This window comes from Roseobacter sp. CCS2 (assembly GCF_000169435.1).
Taxonomy (GTDB): domain Bacteria; phylum Pseudomonadota; class Alphaproteobacteria; order Rhodobacterales; family Rhodobacteraceae; genus Yoonia.
The window spans coordinates 304467-320988 of sequence record NZ_AAYB01000001.1 but is presented as its reverse complement, the minus strand read 5'-3'; the positions used below and the strand labels follow the sequence as shown (position 1 = coordinate 320988).

Genomic DNA, 16522 nt, shown 5'->3' with positions numbered 1-16522 from the left:
GTACCGCAGATGGGCGCATATATCCTCAGGCGTTTGTTGTTGGTGATCCCCACGTTGTTGGGCATCATGATCATCAACTTTTCGCTGACCCAGTTTGTGCCAGGCGGCCCGATTGAACAGATCTTGGCCAATCTGGAAGGGCAGGGTGATGTGTTCGAAGGTATCTCTGGCGGGGGCGGCGATGCCGATGTCGGCCAGAGTTCGGACAGCGATTATGTCGGTGGGCGTGGCCTGCCACCTGAGTTTATTGTGGAACTTGAACGTGAATTCGGTTTTGACAAACCCCCGCTTGAGCGTTTCCTCAATATGATGTGGAACTATATGCGGTTCGATTTCGGCGAAAGCTATTTCCGGTCGATCAGCGTATTTGATCTGGTCATGGAAAAGATGCCGGTCTCGATCACGCTGGGCCTGTGGTCCACGCTGATTGCCTATCTGATTTCGATCCCACTGGGCATCAAGAAGGCCGTTCGCGATGGCACGCCTTTTGATACATGGACTTCTGGTGCGATCATCGTGGGCTATGCGATCCCGGGGTTTTTGTTTGCGATCCTGCTGATCGTCCTTTTCGCGGGTGGGTCATATTTTCGGGTTTTCCCGCTACGTGGTCTGACATCAGCCAACTTTGAGGACCTATCGCTGATCGGCAAGGTTCTTGACTATTTCTGGCACATCACGCTGCCGGTGCTGGCATCCACCATTTCGGCCTTTGCGACATTGACCTTGCTGACCAAGAACAGCTTTCTGGACGAGATCAAAAAGCAGTATGTCATCACGGCCCGCGCAAAAGGGCTGTCAGAACGGCGCGTGCTTTATGGTCACGTCTTCCGGAACGGGATGCTGATCGTGATCTCTGGTTTTCCGGCACTTTTCATCGGCGTGTTTTTTGGCGGCTCATTGATCATCGAAACCCTATTTTCGCTTGATGGCCTGGGGCGCCTTGGGTTTGAGGCAGCGGTCGCGCGCGATTATCCGGTGGTCTTTGGCACGCTTTTTGCGTTTTCGTTGATTGGTCTTGTTGTCGGTATCATCACGGATCTGACTTATGTGCTGATTGACCCGCGCATTGATTTTGAGGCGCGAAATTGATGGCCAAACGTCCGTTTCTTTCCCCGCTCAACCAGCGCCGCTTGCGTAATTTCCGCCGCAACCGGCGGGCGTTCTGGTCGCTGATTATCTTTAGCGTCCTGTTCGGCCTGTCGATCTTTGCTGAGTTTATTGCCAACGACAAACCCATCGCCGTCAGCTATCGCGGCGAAATCAAAATGCCGATCTTCAGCTTTTATTCAGAGCGGGACTTCGGTGGCGATTTCCCGACAGAGGCAGGTTATGGCGAACCCGAGGTGGATTGCCTGATCGTCACCGGCGGGCTGGAGGAATGCTTTGATAATCCTGAAGAGCTGATCGCCGCTGTTGATGATGGCCAAACATTGGATGGGGATTTTCAGGCAGGCTGGATGCTTTGGCCTGTTATCCCATATTCCTACAACACGATTGTGGATGTGTCCGGCGTGGCCCCCGCGCCACCCAGCGCCGAGAATTGGTTGGGCACGGATGACACCAAACGCGATGTGACGGCCCGCGTCATCTATGGCTTCCGATTATCAGTGACCTTTGCGCTGACTGTGACGGTTGCCGCATCACTGATCGGGATCATGGCAGGTGCTGTGCAGGGCTATTTTGGCGGCTGGACCGATCTGATCTTTCAGCGATTTATAGAAATATGGACGGGGATGCCGTCGCTTTACGTGATCATCATCGTCTTTGCGATCCTGGGGCGCAGTTACTGGCTCCTTGTATTCCTCACAGTGCTGTTCGGATGGCCCGCCCTTGTCGGGGTGGTCAGGGCCGAGTTTCTGCGCGCGCGCAATCTGGAATACGTGCGCGCGGCCAAGGCGCTGGGCGTGCGCGACCGTGTGATCATGTTCCGCCATATGCTGCCCAACGCGATGGTGGCGACGCTGACGATGCTGCCGTTCTTGGTAACGGGTGCGATTGGCGGCTTGGCCTCGCTTGATTTCCTTGGGTTTGGTCTGCCGTCCTCGGCCCCCTCATTGGGCGAGATGACGTTGCAGGCCAAACAGAACCTGCAAGCACCTTGGCTGGGCTTCACGGCTTTCTTTACCTTTGCGATCATGTTGTCGCTGTTGGTCTTTGTGTTCGAAGGTGTCCGCGATGCCTTTGATCCGCGCAAGACATTCGTGGCCGACGGTAATGTCATTGCGGATGAAACGGTGTTTGAAACTGCTACAGAAGCCACTGCAACCGGAACCGACAAACGATGAGTAGCGCAGTCCTTGACGTTCAAAACCTGCGCGTGGCGTTTCGGCAGGATGGGGACACCACACATGCCGTCAAAGGTGTTTCATTTCAGGTGCATAAAGGTGAAACCGTTGCCATTGTAGGCGAGAGCGGGTCTGGCAAGTCTGTAACCGCCCTGTCGACCGTTCAGTTGTTGGGTGATAGCGCTGTGATGGCCGGGTCCATCAAATACGCGGGCGAGGAAATGGTCGGCGCGAATGAAGCAGCCCTGCGCCGGGTACGCGGCAACGATATCAGCTTTATTTTTCAGGAACCGATGACCTCGCTCAACCCGCTGCATACGCTGGAAAAGCAACTGGCAGAGAGTATTGAATTGCATCAGGGCCTGCGTGGGGCGGCCGTGCGTGCACGTGTTATCGAATTGCTTGAACGCGTTGGCATTCGTGACGCCGAAAGCCGCCTTGGGGCGTACCCGCATCAGATATCCGGTGGACAGCGGCAACGTGTGATGATTGCGATGGCGCTGGCAAACGGCCCTGAACTGTTGATTGCGGATGAACCGACGACGGCACTTGATGTCACCATTCAAGCGCAGATTTTGGATTTGCTGGCAGATCTCAAACGGGATGAGGGCATGTCAATGCTGTTCATCACCCATGACCTGACGATTGTGCGCAAGATCGCAGATCGGGTTTGCGTGATGAAGGATGGGGAAATCGTAGAAATCGGGCCGACGGCAGAGCTGTTTGCGAGCCCTCAACACCCTTATACGCAAATGCTGCTGGCCGCTGAATCAAGCGGTGTGCCTGCACCTGTGCAGCCGGATGCGCCAGTGGTTTTGGCAACGGATCAGGCAAAGATATGGTTCCCGATCCAGCGCGGTTTGCTCAAACGGACTGTGGGATACATCAAAGCCGTGAACGACGCCACGTTGACGGTGCGCGCAGGCGAAACCCTTGGCGTCGTCGGCGAAAGTGGGTCGGGTAAGACGACGCTCGCTTTGGCGGTAATGCGATTGATCCGTTCGGAGGGGCGAATTGCCTTTCAAGGTGCTGATATTCAGCATCTGAACCAGCGGCAGATGCGCCCGTTGCGCAGTGATATGCAGATCGTGTTTCAGGACCCCTACGGCTCACTCAGCCCGCGTATGACCGTGGCCGAGATCATTGCAGAGGGTCTTGGCGTGCATGGCGTAGATCCCGGACGCGACCGGCGCGATATGGTGGCCGAGATTATGGATGAAGTCGGCCTCGATCCATCTTTGATGGACCGCTACCCGCATGAGTTTTCGGGTGGCCAGCGTCAGCGGATCGCGATTGCGCGTGCGATGATCCTGCGGCCAAAACTGCTGATTTTGGACGAACCGACGTCGGCGCTGGATATGACTGTGCAGGTGCAGATCGTGCAATTGCTGCGTGAATTGCAGCAAAAGAACGGGCTTGCTTATCTGTTCATCAGTCACGACCTCAAGGTCGTGCGCGCGCTATCGCATAAGGTGATGGTCATGAAGCAAGGTGATGTTGTCGAGGCGGGCGATGCCGACACAATCTTTGATGCACCGCGCACCGAATATACCCGTGCGCTGATGGCAGCTGCGTTTGAGGGCAAGGTCGCCTGAACGCCCTAGCCGTCAGACCCAATCATAAAGCATGTTGTGCCGCGCGCCTGTAAACGGCGGCAAGCCAGATCAGCACCTTCACGGGTCAATCCCATAAAGTTGGCATCGAACCCGCCAGAGCGTTGCACAACGCGGCGCAAAGACCCGTCAAGCGTGCTCATCTCGTTCAAGGCCACACGTAGCAAGACCCGTTCTGCGTCATACCGCGTGTTATAGCGCCCAACATTCACGCCCCAATGGCGCCCGCCAGAGGTTGAAATGCGGGTGACTACCTCTGGTCCGGTATCCACCACCGTCGCCTCTGGTACGAGCGCTGCGACTTGTGTTTCAGTTGCAGGTCGCGCGATGGGTGTGACAGTGGGCGGTGTTGCGGCGATGACTTGTGTCGGCGCAGGCGCAGGCGTTGGCGCGTTTAATGCTTCGGTCAAGGCGGCATTGACTGAATCAGCGATTGCGGCATTGATCACATCTGCATCCACAGCCGCAACGAGAACATCTTCTTGAACGGGCGCTGCAACCGGACGTGCGGTTGGTCTGATGCTACGCGTGATCAGGCCGCTGACACGAACGATCTTACCAGGGTTCACCTGCCCTTGTGAGTTAGAGCTTGTCAGCATGGCCGCAGGTGGGTTCGGACGGCGGATCGTTGCGCGGGACGGAGCGCGGTTAAAGCCCATATCCATCAGCTCTGTGATGCGCGCATTCCGTGCCGATGTGGATGAACCGCCAAAGACAGTTGCGATAACACGTTCTTGGCCGCGCTGGGCGGATGCAACAAGGTTAAAGCCAGCAGCACGCGTATAGCCTGTCTTGATGCCGTCACCGCCGGCATAGCTGTCCAGCCAACGGCGGTTTGTGTGGCGCACCCGGGCGACACCTGCATCCGCAGAGCGGCGAGAGAAAAGGTTATAATACTGTGGGAAGTCATAGATAACGTGACGACCCAGAACGGACATATCACGCGCAGTCGACAGGTGTCCTGACTGTGTCAGCCCATGTGCGTTGCGGAAATTTGTGTTGCGCATGCCCATCGCGCGGGCAGTGCGGTTCATACGCGTGGCGAATGCGTCTTCGGAACCAGAGATCGCTTCGCCGATGGCTGTGGCCGCGTCATTGGCGGATTTGACCGCAGCGGCCCGTAGCAAGAAACGCAGCCGGATCGTTTGACCAGAGCGCAGGCCCAGTTTCGATGGCGGCTCGGATGCGGCAAGGCGGCTGATGCGGACAGGTGTGTCCAGCGTGATTTCACCGCGCTCAATCGCTTGGAAAGCAACATAAAGCGTCATCATTTTTGTCAGCGATGCCGGATGCAACTGGGTGTCGGCGTTGCGCGAATGCAAAACCTCACCTGTGCGCGCGTCCATCACCATCGCGGCATAGGGTGCAGCGGTCGCACGCATGGGTGCGGCAAGCAAAGATACCAAAAATACACAAAGAAATAGCCCGTGGAGGGCCCACTGTCCCGTACGACTTGTCACGTCGCTTGCCTCATTTTCTGCCTCAGTGACCCCGAATTTTTCCGGTGGTCTTATTGTTATAAAATGACGCTAGCATAAGTCGGGTTTTCAGAAAATACCCTAAATTCAAAGACTTTTGCGGCGTTCATCACGCCATTTGTCCATATATAGTAAGGACACATAGCGCGGCCGCTAGATAAGTGATTTTCGCGGTCCACCCTCCCATTTCCTGATTGTGATTTGATGGGGTTTTCATGTGGCACCTGTGCCTTATATATAACGCCAACCCAACAAGGCGCACCAAATGCTGGCAGAGTTTTACATGATGGCTGACAAAAAGGACGATGACGACGGTGACGTCGGCGTCGTGCTTGAGACGAAGCCAAAGACAAAACGCCCGCCGATGTATAAGGTGTTGATCCTGAATGATGATTTCACGCCGATGGAATTTGTTGTGCATGTGTTGGAGCGTTTTTTTGGTTTGTCACATGCCCAAGCGTTTGAACTGATGTTGACCGTTCATAAGAAGGGCGTCGCGGTCGTTGGTGTCTTCAGCCATGAGATTGCAGAGACAAAAGTTGCGCAAGTGATGGATTTTGCGCAGCGTCACCAGCACCCCCTCCAATGCACGATGGAGAAAGAATAGCGCCTCGTCGCTGTTCGCACCCTGATGTCCCAATCCCGCCTCAGCACCGCCATTGAAGATGGCTTGATTGCGTTGCCAGAAGGCAACATCGCACTGATGCGCCCGCCTGCGACTTATGATGTGTCCAGCCTGCCGCGCGACGCTGTGCAGGTCATGCACGGGTTTTTTCCAGATTATGCGGCTTGGCAGAGTGCCGGGTATCCGGTGATGCAAGATGTGCCAAAGGTGTCCGTTGCAATTGTGGTGGTGCCCCGTGCAAAAGCACTTGCGCGCGCGATGGTGGCAGAGGCATGCGCCAAGGCAGAACTGGTGATCGTCGATGGGCAAAAGACGGATGGCGTGGACAGTTTGTTCAAGGCTTGCCGCAAAACACTGGGTGACATCCCATCACTTCCCAAAGGGCATGGCCGAATCTTTTGGTTTGCGGCCACAGACGCATTTGCAGATTGGGCTGCACCGCCACCTGCTGTAGGTGCACATGGCTATTTCACCGCAGCAGGTGTGTTTTCGGATGGCGCAATTGACAAGGGCTCTGCGTTTTTGGCTGATGCACTGCCCACGAAGCTGCCTGCGCGCATGGCTGACCTGGGGGCTGGCTGGGGTTATTTGGCGGCTCCTGTCTTGGCGCGCGATGGTGTGAAATCGCTCGACCTGATCGAAGCAGAGGCATTATCGTTGGATTGCGCCAAGCTGAATGTCGATGACCCTCGTGTGTCCTTTTACTGGGCTGACGCTACGCGCCACGACGCGACCGTTTATGACGGTATCATCATGAACCCACCGTTTCATACCAGCCGCGCCGCTGATCCAAGCCTTGGCCGCGCGTTCATTCAAGCTGCCGCCCGCCTATTGGCCCCGCACGGCAAGCTGTGGATGGTCGCGAACCGCCATTTGCCCTATGAAGCCACGTTGAACGAATGTTTCCGCAATGTGGACATGATCGCCAGCAATGGTGCATTCAAAGTGTTCCACGCCAACCGGCCACAACGCTGACCGGATCAAGGGAGAGTTCTGATGTCATTTTCCATCTCTGGAAAAACTGCGATTGTTACAGGTGCCGCCAATGGTGTGGGTCTTGCGATTGGGCGCCACTTTGTGAAAATGGGTGCGAATGTCGTGTTCGCCGATATGGACGAAAAGACGCTGTGTCACGAAGTCGGCGAAGAAGCCGGTAAAGAAGAAAACGTGCGCATTTTTGCCGGTGATCTGCGCAAGAAACTGACGATTGCGAACCTGCTATCTGCGACCATTGATGCGTTTGAGCGTGTGGATATTCTGGTGAATGCGTCGCGTCAGGTGATGCAGACTGATCCGCTTGATCCCGATGACAATTCGGTCGAGGAGTTGTTGCAACAAAATGCAATGACCGCCTTGCGTGTCAGTCAGGCCGTTGCCCGGCGCATGATCAAACAGGCCGATGGCGAGGAAGGCGAACCCATCGGGTCCATTGTGAACCTCAGCTCTATTGCCGCGCGTCGCACCCATCCGGATTTGCTGGCCTATTCGGTCAGTTCCGCCGCATCCGATCAAATGACCCGGTCTTTGGCCGTCGCACTTGCGTCGCATGGTATCCGCGTGAACGCCGTGGCCTTTGGCAGCGTGATGAGTGCAAGCCTTAAGGGATCATTGCGAGATCATGACGATGTACGCGAAGCGATCGTCGACAACACGCCACTGCAACGCATCGCCAGCCCCGGCGAGGTGTCAGACGCGGTACAATATCTAGCCTCGGATGCAGCGGCCTTTGTGACCGGCCAGATTATCACAGTGGATGGCGGGCGTACCTTGCTTGATCCGGCGGCTGTTTCTGCCCACTGATTATTCGGGATGCACCGCGATGCATTGCGCCACCGCCTGATTAGAGGCTGCCTGCGACTGCACAAATCTTTCCTCGAGCGATGAAAGCTTGGCGCGTTCGGCGTTTAGGTCGATGGCCTCGGGGGTTACTGTCGTCACGGTGCGCGTTTCATCGCAACGGAACCTGAACACATCCCCATCCTCATCTTGGGCCCGGCACGTTTTGGGAACCGAACGCACCTCTTGTTGCCGGTCAAGCGCATAGCCGCGTGCCAGATTACCCCGGACTTCGTTGATCAGGCTGGCAAGCACCTTGGTGTCCCGTGTGACGTCGCTGACGCACTGTTCGCGCGGTGTGGCGCAGACGGCGAAAAGCACGAAAGGTAGGGCGATGTAGGCGGGGCGCATGGCACTCTCCGGTTTTGATCTGGATCATCGTTGCATGATGACTATGGTGCATAAAGACAATGATAACACGTTATTCAATATCAGGGGAAACGGACCAAACATGTCAGACGGGTTTGAGGCGGAAAAGAGCAAAGCATCATCATGGTTCCGCACATTACGCGACCAGATTGTCGCATCTTTCGAAGGGTTGGAAGACAGCCACAAAGGTGATGGCACTGCTGGCAGGTTCGAAGTCACTGAAACCATGCGCACCTCGGACGATGGGTCAGACGCGGGCGGTGGTTTGATGTCGGTGATGCGTGGCGGTCGCGTGTTTGAAAAGGTCGGTGTCAACGTGTCAACGGTTTATGGTCAACTCGGCGCATCCGCGCAAAAGGCGATGGCCGCACGTGGCGTGCCCGGAATGGAGGATGATCCACGCTTTTGGGCATCCGGTATTTCACTGGTCGCCCATATGCAAAATCCGCATGCGCCTGCGGTGCATATGAACACCCGTATGTTCTGGACCCCGCATGCATGGTGGTTTGGCGGTGGGTCTGACCTGAACCCCTGTATTGAATATGACGAAGACACTGCACATTTCCACGCTACGCAAAAAGCTCACCTCGATCCGCATGGTGAGGCGCATTACCCCAAACTAAAGGCATGGGCGGATGAATACTTCTATATCCCGCACCGCAATCGTGCACGGGGTGTTGGTGGCATCTTTATGGATGACTATTGTACAGGCGATTGGGAGGCTGATTTCACGCTGACCCAGGATATCGGCAAAGCGTTCCTGCCTGCTTACATTCCATTGGTTGAAAAGCGCCGCGATACGCCGTGGTCAGAGGCGGATAAGGACACACAGCTGGTGCATCGCGGGCTCTATGCCGAGTATAATCTGGTCTATGATCGTGGGACAAAGTTTGGCTTGGCCACAGGACATGATGCCAATGCGGTATTAATGAGCTTGCCGCCGCTGGCCAAATGGGTCTGAACTAGTCGATCTTGATAAAGCGTGGGCCTTCAATGTCCCGGTCACTTTCCAAACCGGGCAGCCCATTGCCACGGGTTGATGCAGGCATGACGTAGCCTGCTGCCATCTGTGTAAAGGCGATCCGCACCATTAATGGCGAAATATCGCGGCCCAATCCGACTGCAATCAGGTTGTAAGCTTGTGGCGGTGCAACGGTCACGATCAATTTCGCCACACGCATGGCGCGCAACCCCGCTGGATATGTCGTGCCATCCCGGGCGCCGAGTGCCGTGTTGTCCGCGTCAGAGGCGGGGATCAGGAATATCCAAGCCAATAGAAACACAAGTCCCGCACGCACAGTCGCGCGGAAACCATAGTAGGCCAATCGCAATGTGAATGGTATCTTCAAGGTATGCTCCCGATGCCGGGCCTACCTTGTCGGTCCATTACGGCAATTCTAGGACCCACGCACCGTGTCAATCATCAACTGCACGTTTTCAGGGTTCGCATCCGGTGTGATCCCGTGACCAAGGTTGAAGATATGCGGGCCACCAGACAACGCATCGCAAATGCGGCGTGTTTCGCTAACCAGTGCATCGCCACCTGTCACCATATGCGATGATTTCAGGTTGCCTTGCACGCAGCCATCGTTTTGCACATTCTGGGCAACCCAAGCTGCATCGACACCGTCATCGACGGCCACGCAGTCAGCGCCTGTGGCGGCATGAACGCCAACATATTTTGTGCCGGCCCCGCGGGGGAATGCGATGACTGGAACACCGGGATGCTTTTCTTTCAGCGCAGCGATGATCCGCTGCATTGGCTTGATGGAATAATTGGTAAAATCATCGCCTTGCAGTGATCCCGCCCAGCTATCGAAAAGTTTGACACATTCCGCACCCGCGTCGATCTGCTTGGACAGATAGGCGATCGTACCTTCGGTCAGGCGGTTAATGATCCCGTCAAAAACCGGTCTGTTTTCAGACTTGAGCGCATGTGCAGGGCCTTGATCCGGTGTGCCTTGGCCTGCGATCATATAGGTTGCGACTGTCCATGGCGCACCCGCAAAACCAATCAATGTGGTTTCATCCGGCAGCTCACGCGACAGGATTTTCACTGTTTCATAGACAGGATTCAGCGTGTCGTGGATTGCTTCGGTTGGCTTCAGTTTCGCCAGTTCATCAGCAGAGGTGATCGTGGATAGTCGCGGCCCTTCGCCGGTGACGAACCAAAGATCAGCGCCCAAGGCCTGTGGCAGCAGTAGGATATCTGCAAAAAGAATTGCCGCATCAAAGCCATAACGGCGAATAGGTTGCAGCGTAACTTCGGCGGCCAATTCAGGATTATAGCACAATGACAAGAAATCCCCCGCCTGCGCGCGGGTGGCTTTGTATTCTGGCAAATACCGTCCGGCTTGCCGCATCATCCAGATCGGGGGCGTGGGAAGTGTTTCGCCCGCGAGGGCCCGAAGGATGGTCTTTTGCTGCGCCATGAGGTGTCCTTTTATGTCGTCCCTGTGGTCCCAATTGCAGAAGATGTTGTCAAGGGAGTTGTCAGGCTAGGTTGACACGTCTAACAATCCAAACATGACACTTGATTTGCCTTCTCCCGCTTCGCCTTTCAACATCGGAACCCGTGGTTCGCCTTTGGCTTTGGCGCAAGCGCATGAAACCCGGTCCCGCCTGATGGCGGCATTCAATTTGCCGGAAGAGGCGTTTGCGATTTGCGTGATCAAAGTGACGGGTGATGCCATTCAGGATCGCCCGCTGAAAGAAATCGGTGGCAAAGGCCTATTCACCCGGGAAATCGAAGAAGCTTTGCTGGATGGCTCGATCGACATTGCCGTACATTCGATGAAGGACATGCCCGTGGACCAGCCCGGTGGGTTGCTATTGGACACATATTTGCCGCGCGAAGATGTGCGCGATGCCTTTGTGTCGCTGAATGCAAGCAGCCTGAACGATTTGGCCGAAGGGGCCACCGTCGGCACATCATCCCTGCGCCGCCGGTCGCAATTGCTGGCCAAGCGACCTGACCTGAACATCGTGGAATTTCGCGGCAACGTGCAGACGCGTTTGAAAAAACTGGGTGATGGCGTGGCAGAGGCCACCTTTCTGGCCATGGCCGGTCTGAATCGGCTGCATATGACAGATGTGCCGCGCACAGCCGTGGCACCCGAAGATATGCTGCCTGCCGTTGCGCAGGGGGCCATCGGGATTGAACGCCGTGGCGATGACAGCCGCGCCGCCGCGATGTTGGATGCCATCCACGACCATGCAACAGGGCGCAGGCTGGCGGCCGAGCGCAGCTTTCTGGCAGCACTGGACGGGTCGTGCGAAACCCCTATCGGCGGGCTTGCAGAATTGGACGGCGGGTCAATCCGGCTGCGCGGTGAGATCCTGCGCACCGACGGGACAGAAGTTTTTGCTGACGACATGAGCGGTTCCATCGAAGACGGTCCGGCCATGGGTCATGCGATGGCGGCGAAGCTGTTGGAGAAGGCGGGCCCCGATTTCTTCTAACCTAGGTTGGGATCACCTTGCCGGGATTAAGAATATTGTGAGGGTCGAGCGCTGCTTTGATGGCACGCATCGCATCCAATGCCACCGGGTCTTTGCGCCGCTTCATCGTCTCAAGCTTTGATACGCCGACGCCATGTTCGGCACTGAATGATCCCCCCAGTTCTTGCACGACATCCTCGACCGCCTCGACCAGCGCGTCCATCACGGCGGGATCATTGCGGGTGATATAGCTGGTGTGATGGATGTTTCCGTCGCCAAGGTGGGCAACGATCACCTCATCCGCGTCTGGATCAATCGCTTTGATGCGCGGGGTCAGCGCCTTTTCAAACGCTGCAACCTTATCCAGCGGAACCGCGACATCCGTGTTCACAAAGACCCCACCGAAGAATGCAACCTCGCCCGCATCTTCACGTTGTTTCCAGATATCGCGGCGCTGCGCATCGTTCTGCGCGATAACAGCATCCAGCACAGTGCCGTTTTCCAGCATGTTACCCAGCGTCTCTTCCAGCGCGCTGACAACAGGCAAGCTGCCGTCTTCGTTTGGCACGGCATCCTTGGTCTGCGTGGCGGCGACTTCGATCATGATGTTCACGTCATAGCTGTCATCAAAAGGGCCTGCGACATTGGGGAACAGGCTTTTGTGTTTGTCGATATAGCTGCGTGGCATATATTCAAACGCCTCGACCCCGCCGCCTGTTTCATCTTGCAGCTTATGCAGCAGGTTCAGCGCATCAGATAACGACGGCACAGCGACCATTGCGGTTGCATAGGCTTGTGGCTTGGGGCGCAGTTTAAGAACTGCTGCCGTGATAACCCCAAGCGTGCCTTCCGCCCCAATCATCAGATTGCGTAAATCAAGACCAGAGTTGTCCTTATGGAGCGCGCTCATCAGGTTCATGATACGCCCGTCAGCCATCACCACCTCAAGCCCCAGGCACAGGCCACGGGTGCTGCCATAGCGCACGACATTCGACCCGCCTGCATTGGTCGATAAAAGTCCGCCAATCATCGCAGATCCACGCGCGCCAAGGGTGAGGGGGAAGATCAGGTCATGTTCTTCTGCCGCGTCGTGCAGGTTGGATAGGATTACACCCGCGCCAACAGTTGCGGTGCGTCCCGCGACGTTAATTGCGGAAATCTGGTTCAGCCGTTCGACTGACAGCATCAGCGCCCCGTCGGCCAATGTGGCCCCGGTCAACCCGGTCCGGCCAGAGGCCGGTACAATTGGAGTTTTGGTTGCATGCGCGATCTTGAGGATGGCCGAGACTTCAGCAGTGTTCGCAGGGCGCAGCACGGCCATTGGTGTGGAGGTATATGCCCCGGTCCAGTCTTTGCCGTAGGGAGCCGCATCCGGCCCGGTCAGGATGCGATCCGCACCAATAGCGTCTGCGATTTGGTCAAGAACTGTCATTTGCCCGCTTTCTTTTGGTGTCGATACGTTAAGCGGAAAGATGAAGAGGGGAAAGCGTATCTATGCTTATGCGGGGCGATCCGACCGGTGCATCACGTAAGTGGTGTAAGGCGCATCATAATGGGTTTCAATCCCGCGAAACCGCATGCCGACGCGTTCCATCACCCGGTGAGACGCGGTGTTTCGTTGGTCTGCGACCGACACGATATGATCAACGCCGATGACATCAAATGCATAGTCAGCGGCGGCTTTTCCTGCTTCGGTCGCATAACCGTTTCCGTTGGCTGCCTTGGCCAGTCGCCACCCGATTTCAAGTTCGGCATCCGGCTTGTTCGCAACGTGTTGAAGGCAGGCTGCCCCGATGACTTTATCGCTGGCGGTCTCAATGATTGCCCACCAGCTATAGCCAACTGTTCTCCAGCGTTCGCGGACCCGTTTTATTGTCTGAAGCGTGTCTTCCAAGATTTCAGGCGGGCCATCGCTGAGAAACGCTATCACCTGCGGTTCAGTGTTGATCGCGTTCAGAGATGCTGCGTGCGACTCCGCAAAGGGCTCAAGGCGCAGGCGCTTTGTTTCGATGGTCGCTGTTTCAGGAATGTCAGACATACCGCCAAGTGTGACACGCAATTGCGGCAATCGAAAGTGTGCGTCTTGAAGGGTGGTGGTGGCGTGGGGGAGATTTGAACTCGCGCACTCAGGGTGGCTTGGCGTAGCCAAACGCCCGTCAGTCGGGTCCCGTTTTACCAATTAAGAGCAGCGGTTTGGGAATAAAGGCGAGGAGGTGGTGGTGGCGTGGGGGAGATTTGAACTCCCGACCTAACGATTATGAGTCGTTCGCTCTAACCAACTGAGCTACCGCGCCATTCCACGAGCGACGGGTTACGCAATGGGGGCTGGGGTGTCAAACCGATTCTGCGGGTAAGGTGGGTTAAAACCCACCTTACGCCAAACAACAGTCCTGCATGTAAGGTGGGTCTTGACCCACGCACCTCTAATCGTACCGCAGCTCTGTCGCTTTGCCGCGGAAAATCACGTAGGACAGCACCGTATATCCCATGATCGTTGGCAGCACGACACACGTGCCGATCAGGATAATAAACAGACTTTCTGGTGCGCTCGCCGCCTCATAGATCGTGATCTGTTCAGGCACCACGTAAGGATAAAAACTATATGCCATTCCGCCAAATGCCATAACCCAAAGCGCCGTTGCCGCTGCAAATGGCTGCCACGATCTACGGTCGCCAGCGTAGGGCATTTTGCGCAGCATTGACCAAAGCCAGAACACCAAGAGCGCCGACAGGATTGGGAGTGGCGACAGATAAATCGCTTCAGGCCAGCTGAACCATTTGTCAAAGATACGTGCACTCACAAACGGTGTCGCCAAAGAGATTGCACCGATCCCGAGCACGAGACCCCAGATGCCGCCCTTCGCCCATTCAACGGCTTTGATCTGTAAAGCGTCTGACGTCTTATGAATGACCCAGGTCGCGCCAATAAAACTGTAACCAACGGTCAGAAAGACAGCGGTCAGCATCGCAAACGCAACATTGATCCATGTCCATTCCAAACCCATCACATACATGCCCAGCATGAAACCTTGGCTTAGCGAGGTCATCAGCGAGCCTGTGAAAAACGCATTGTTCCACAGCCGCTTATGCGGTGCAGGCGCCTTTGCGCGGAATTCAAAAGCAACACCTCGCAGGATCAGACCAATCAGCATAATCGCAACGGGCAGGTAAAGCGCCGTCAGGATCGCACCATGCGCTGATGGGAATGCCACCAGCAGCAGCCCAACAGCCAGAACCAGCCATGTTTCATTCGCATCCCAGAACGGCCCGATAGAGGCAATCATGCGGTCTTTTTCATCCTCATTGGCGAATGGAAAAAGCACGCCAACGCCCAGGTCAAACCCGTCCAGGACAACATAGATCAGGATTGACGCACCCATCAGCCCTGCGAAGACAAAGGGCAGCCAAATGGTCGGATCACCGAAATAATACATCAGACTACTCCGCTGGCATTGCTTTGGGTGCCGCCGCTGGCGACGGTGCAATGCGTGTTCCGATATCTTCGCCTCGCGCGGTTTTGCGCGCCAGATAGAAGATAACAAAGATGTAGGCGAAAAGCAGTGCCGCATAGACCACCAGATACGCAATCAGTGTTGAGAGAACCAAGGGTGCTGGCACATCGGCCACAGCCTCTTTTGTGGTCATGACACCTTGCACCAGCCATGGCTGTCGCCCGATTTCAGTTGTGTACCAGCCAGCCAAGGTCGCCAACCATCCGCTAAAGCTCATCCCCACAAGGCCGTAAAGCATTGGCTTGGGCAACCCTTCGATTCCGCGTTTGCGCCGCATGATCATGTAGGTCGCAGACCAACTGACCAAAAGCATCAGAAGACCGGTGCCAACCATAACGCGGAAGGACCAGAACACAGGTGACACGCGTGGATGCAACACCTCGCCATCTTCGGTCACGAAATCATTCAGGCCCTTTACTTCGCCGTTCCAGTCATGCGTCAGGATGAATGACGCAAGCTTGGGAATGCCGATCTCGAACCGGTTTTCCCGCGCCTCTTCATCCGGGATTGCAAATAGGATCAGTGGTACGCCAGTATCGGTTTCCCAGTTCCCTTCCATCGCCGCCACTTTTGCTGGCTGATATTCCTTGGTGTTCAGACCGTGGAAGTCGCCAACAAGAATTTGTACAGGGATCAGCACAGCCGCCGCAATAATCGCGGTTTTCATTGCGACGCGCACGCCTTCGGTGCGGCCACCGATCAGCCAGCGGAACGCGCTGACACCGGCGATCAGGAAACTGACGGTCAGGAAACTGGCCAGTACCATATGGGTAAAGCGATATGGCATGGATGGATTGAAGATAATAGCGGACCAGTCAGTCGCGTGGGCCACGCCATCGATCATTTCAAACCCTTGTGGTGTGTGCATCCAGGAATTCAGAACAATAATCCAGAACGCCGACATCATGGTCCCGAACGCCACGAGGAACGTTGCCAATGTGTGCACCCAGTTGGGCACCCGGCTAAACCCAAAGAGCATGATGCCAAGGAACACCGCCTCAAGGAAAAAGGCCGTCATGATTTCGTAAGCCAGTAGCGGGCCGGCAATATTACCTACTTTTTCCATGAAACCGGGCCAGTTCGTGCCGAATTGGAACGACATGGTGATGCCGGACACAACGCCCATCGCAAACGACAGGGCAAAGATTTTCACCCAGAAGCGATAGGCTTCCATCCAGCGCTCTTCGCCAGTGCGATTGTAGCGCAGTTTGAAGAATAGCAGCACCCAGCCCAGCGCGATCGTGATCGTCGGAAACAGGATGTGAAAAGAAATATTCGCCGCAAATTGAATGCGCGAGAGAAGGAGTGTTTCGAGTTCCATTCAGTGCCTCAGTTTCACGGGCTCTTAGCCCTTGATGCAGAT

The 16522-nt window shown here is 55.8% G+C and carries 16 protein-coding genes and 1 tRNA gene; 8 read left to right on the top strand and 9 right to left on the bottom strand.

Features of this window, described 5'->3' with window-relative positions:
• Positions 1–9: 9 nt before the first annotated feature.
• The 3 genes from RCCS2_RS01625 to RCCS2_RS01615 are packed head-to-tail and all read left to right on the top strand — an operon-like array spanning position 10 to position 3880.
• Positions 10–1089: a microcin C ABC transporter permease YejB gene (locus tag RCCS2_RS01625; protein ID WP_008230795.1), complete on the top strand. Its 1080-nt coding sequence runs from the start codon at positions 10–12 to the stop codon at positions 1087–1089.
• The gene (locus tag RCCS2_RS01620) at positions 1089–2285 is read left to right on the top strand and encodes an ABC transporter permease (RefSeq protein WP_008230794.1); all 1197 of its coding nucleotides are present in this window, start codon (positions 1089–1091) and stop codon (positions 2283–2285) included. Before RCCS2_RS01625 ends, RCCS2_RS01620 begins: the two co-directional genes overlap by 1 nt.
• Complete coding sequence (locus RCCS2_RS01615) at positions 2282–3880, top strand: ABC transporter ATP-binding protein (protein ID WP_008230793.1); 1599 nt, start codon at positions 2282–2284, stop codon at positions 3878–3880. The genes RCCS2_RS01620 and RCCS2_RS01615 overlap by 4 nt, the downstream gene beginning before the upstream one ends.
• A 5-nt stretch (positions 3881–3885) precedes the next feature.
• On the opposite strand, the gene RCCS2_RS01610 is transcribed toward RCCS2_RS01615, so the two are convergent.
• Complete coding sequence (locus RCCS2_RS01610; RefSeq protein WP_008230792.1) at positions 3886–5280, bottom strand: serine hydrolase; 1395 nt, start codon at positions 5278–5280, stop codon at positions 3886–3888.
• A 361-nt stretch (positions 5281–5641) separates the two neighbouring features.
• Between RCCS2_RS01610 and clpS the strand changes: the two genes are divergently transcribed.
• Genes clpS through RCCS2_RS01595 form a run of 3 tightly spaced genes read left to right on the top strand, consistent with a single transcriptional unit; the run spans position 5642 to position 7801 of the window.
• A complete protein-coding gene (gene clpS / locus RCCS2_RS01605) occupies positions 5642–5983 on the top strand; it encodes an ATP-dependent Clp protease adapter ClpS (RefSeq protein WP_008230791.1) in 342 nt (113 codons plus the stop codon).
• A gap of 24 nt (positions 5984–6007) precedes the next feature.
• A complete protein-coding gene (locus RCCS2_RS01600) occupies positions 6008–6976 on the top strand; it encodes a class I SAM-dependent methyltransferase (RefSeq protein ID WP_008230790.1) in 969 nt (322 codons plus the stop codon).
• Positions 6977–6997: 21 nt separating this feature from the next.
• Positions 6998–7801, top strand: a complete 804-nt coding sequence (locus tag RCCS2_RS01595) for an SDR family NAD(P)-dependent oxidoreductase (RefSeq protein ID WP_008230789.1) — start codon at positions 6998–7000, stop codon at positions 7799–7801.
• On the opposite strand, the gene RCCS2_RS01590 is transcribed toward RCCS2_RS01595, so the two are convergent.
• The gene (locus tag RCCS2_RS01590; protein ID WP_008230788.1) at positions 7802–8188 is read right to left on the bottom strand and encodes a hypothetical protein; all 387 of its coding nucleotides are present in this window, start codon (positions 8186–8188) and stop codon (positions 7802–7804) included.
• A 100-nt stretch (positions 8189–8288) separates the two neighbouring features.
• Between RCCS2_RS01590 and hemF the strand changes: the two genes are divergently transcribed.
• On the top strand, positions 8289–9167 hold the full coding sequence (hemF, locus tag RCCS2_RS01585) for an oxygen-dependent coproporphyrinogen oxidase (RefSeq protein ID WP_037293364.1): 879 nt from the start codon (positions 8289–8291) through the stop codon (positions 9165–9167).
• 1 nt (position 9168) lies between these two features.
• On the opposite strand, the gene RCCS2_RS01580 is transcribed toward hemF, so the two are convergent.
• A complete protein-coding gene (locus RCCS2_RS01580) occupies positions 9169–9555 on the bottom strand; it encodes a hypothetical protein (protein ID WP_008230783.1) in 387 nt (128 codons plus the stop codon).
• Between the two features lie 48 nt (positions 9556–9603).
• Complete coding sequence (gene hemE / locus RCCS2_RS01575; RefSeq protein WP_008230782.1) at positions 9604–10638, bottom strand: uroporphyrinogen decarboxylase; 1035 nt, start codon at positions 10636–10638, stop codon at positions 9604–9606.
• A gap of 94 nt (positions 10639–10732) precedes the next feature.
• On the opposite strand from hemE, the gene hemC reads away from it, so the two are divergent.
• Positions 10733–11668, top strand: coding sequence for a hydroxymethylbilane synthase (hemC, locus tag RCCS2_RS01570; RefSeq protein ID WP_008230781.1), 936 nt, complete (start codon positions 10733–10735; stop codon positions 11666–11668).
• 1 nt (position 11669) lies between these two features.
• Here hemC and RCCS2_RS01565 read toward each other — a convergent pair whose 3' ends face one another.
• The 5 genes from RCCS2_RS01565 to RCCS2_RS01545 all read right to left on the bottom strand — a co-directional run bounded on the left by RCCS2_RS01565 (position 11670) and on the right by RCCS2_RS01545 (position 16480).
• Positions 11670–13079 carry an FAD-binding oxidoreductase gene (locus RCCS2_RS01565; RefSeq protein WP_008230780.1) on the bottom strand — a complete coding sequence of 470 codons (1410 nt, stop codon included), beginning with the start codon at positions 13077–13079 and terminating at the stop codon, positions 11670–11672.
• A gap of 66 nt (positions 13080–13145) precedes the next feature.
• Positions 13146–13685, bottom strand: coding sequence for a GNAT family N-acetyltransferase (locus RCCS2_RS01560; protein ID WP_008230779.1), 540 nt, complete (start codon positions 13683–13685; stop codon positions 13146–13148).
• Positions 13686–13864: 179 nt separating this feature from the next.
• Positions 13865–13941: transfer RNA gene (locus RCCS2_RS01555), tRNA-Met, on the bottom strand.
• A 129-nt stretch (positions 13942–14070) separates the two neighbouring features.
• Positions 14071–15081 carry a cytochrome d ubiquinol oxidase subunit II gene (locus tag RCCS2_RS01550; RefSeq protein WP_008230778.1) on the bottom strand — a complete coding sequence of 337 codons (1011 nt, stop codon included), beginning with the start codon at positions 15079–15081 and terminating at the stop codon, positions 14071–14073.
• A gap of 4 nt (positions 15082–15085) precedes the next feature.
• The gene (locus tag RCCS2_RS01545) at positions 15086–16480 is read right to left on the bottom strand and encodes a cytochrome ubiquinol oxidase subunit I (RefSeq protein WP_008230777.1); all 1395 of its coding nucleotides are present in this window, start codon (positions 16478–16480) and stop codon (positions 15086–15088) included.
• Positions 16481–16522 lie beyond the last annotated feature (42 nt).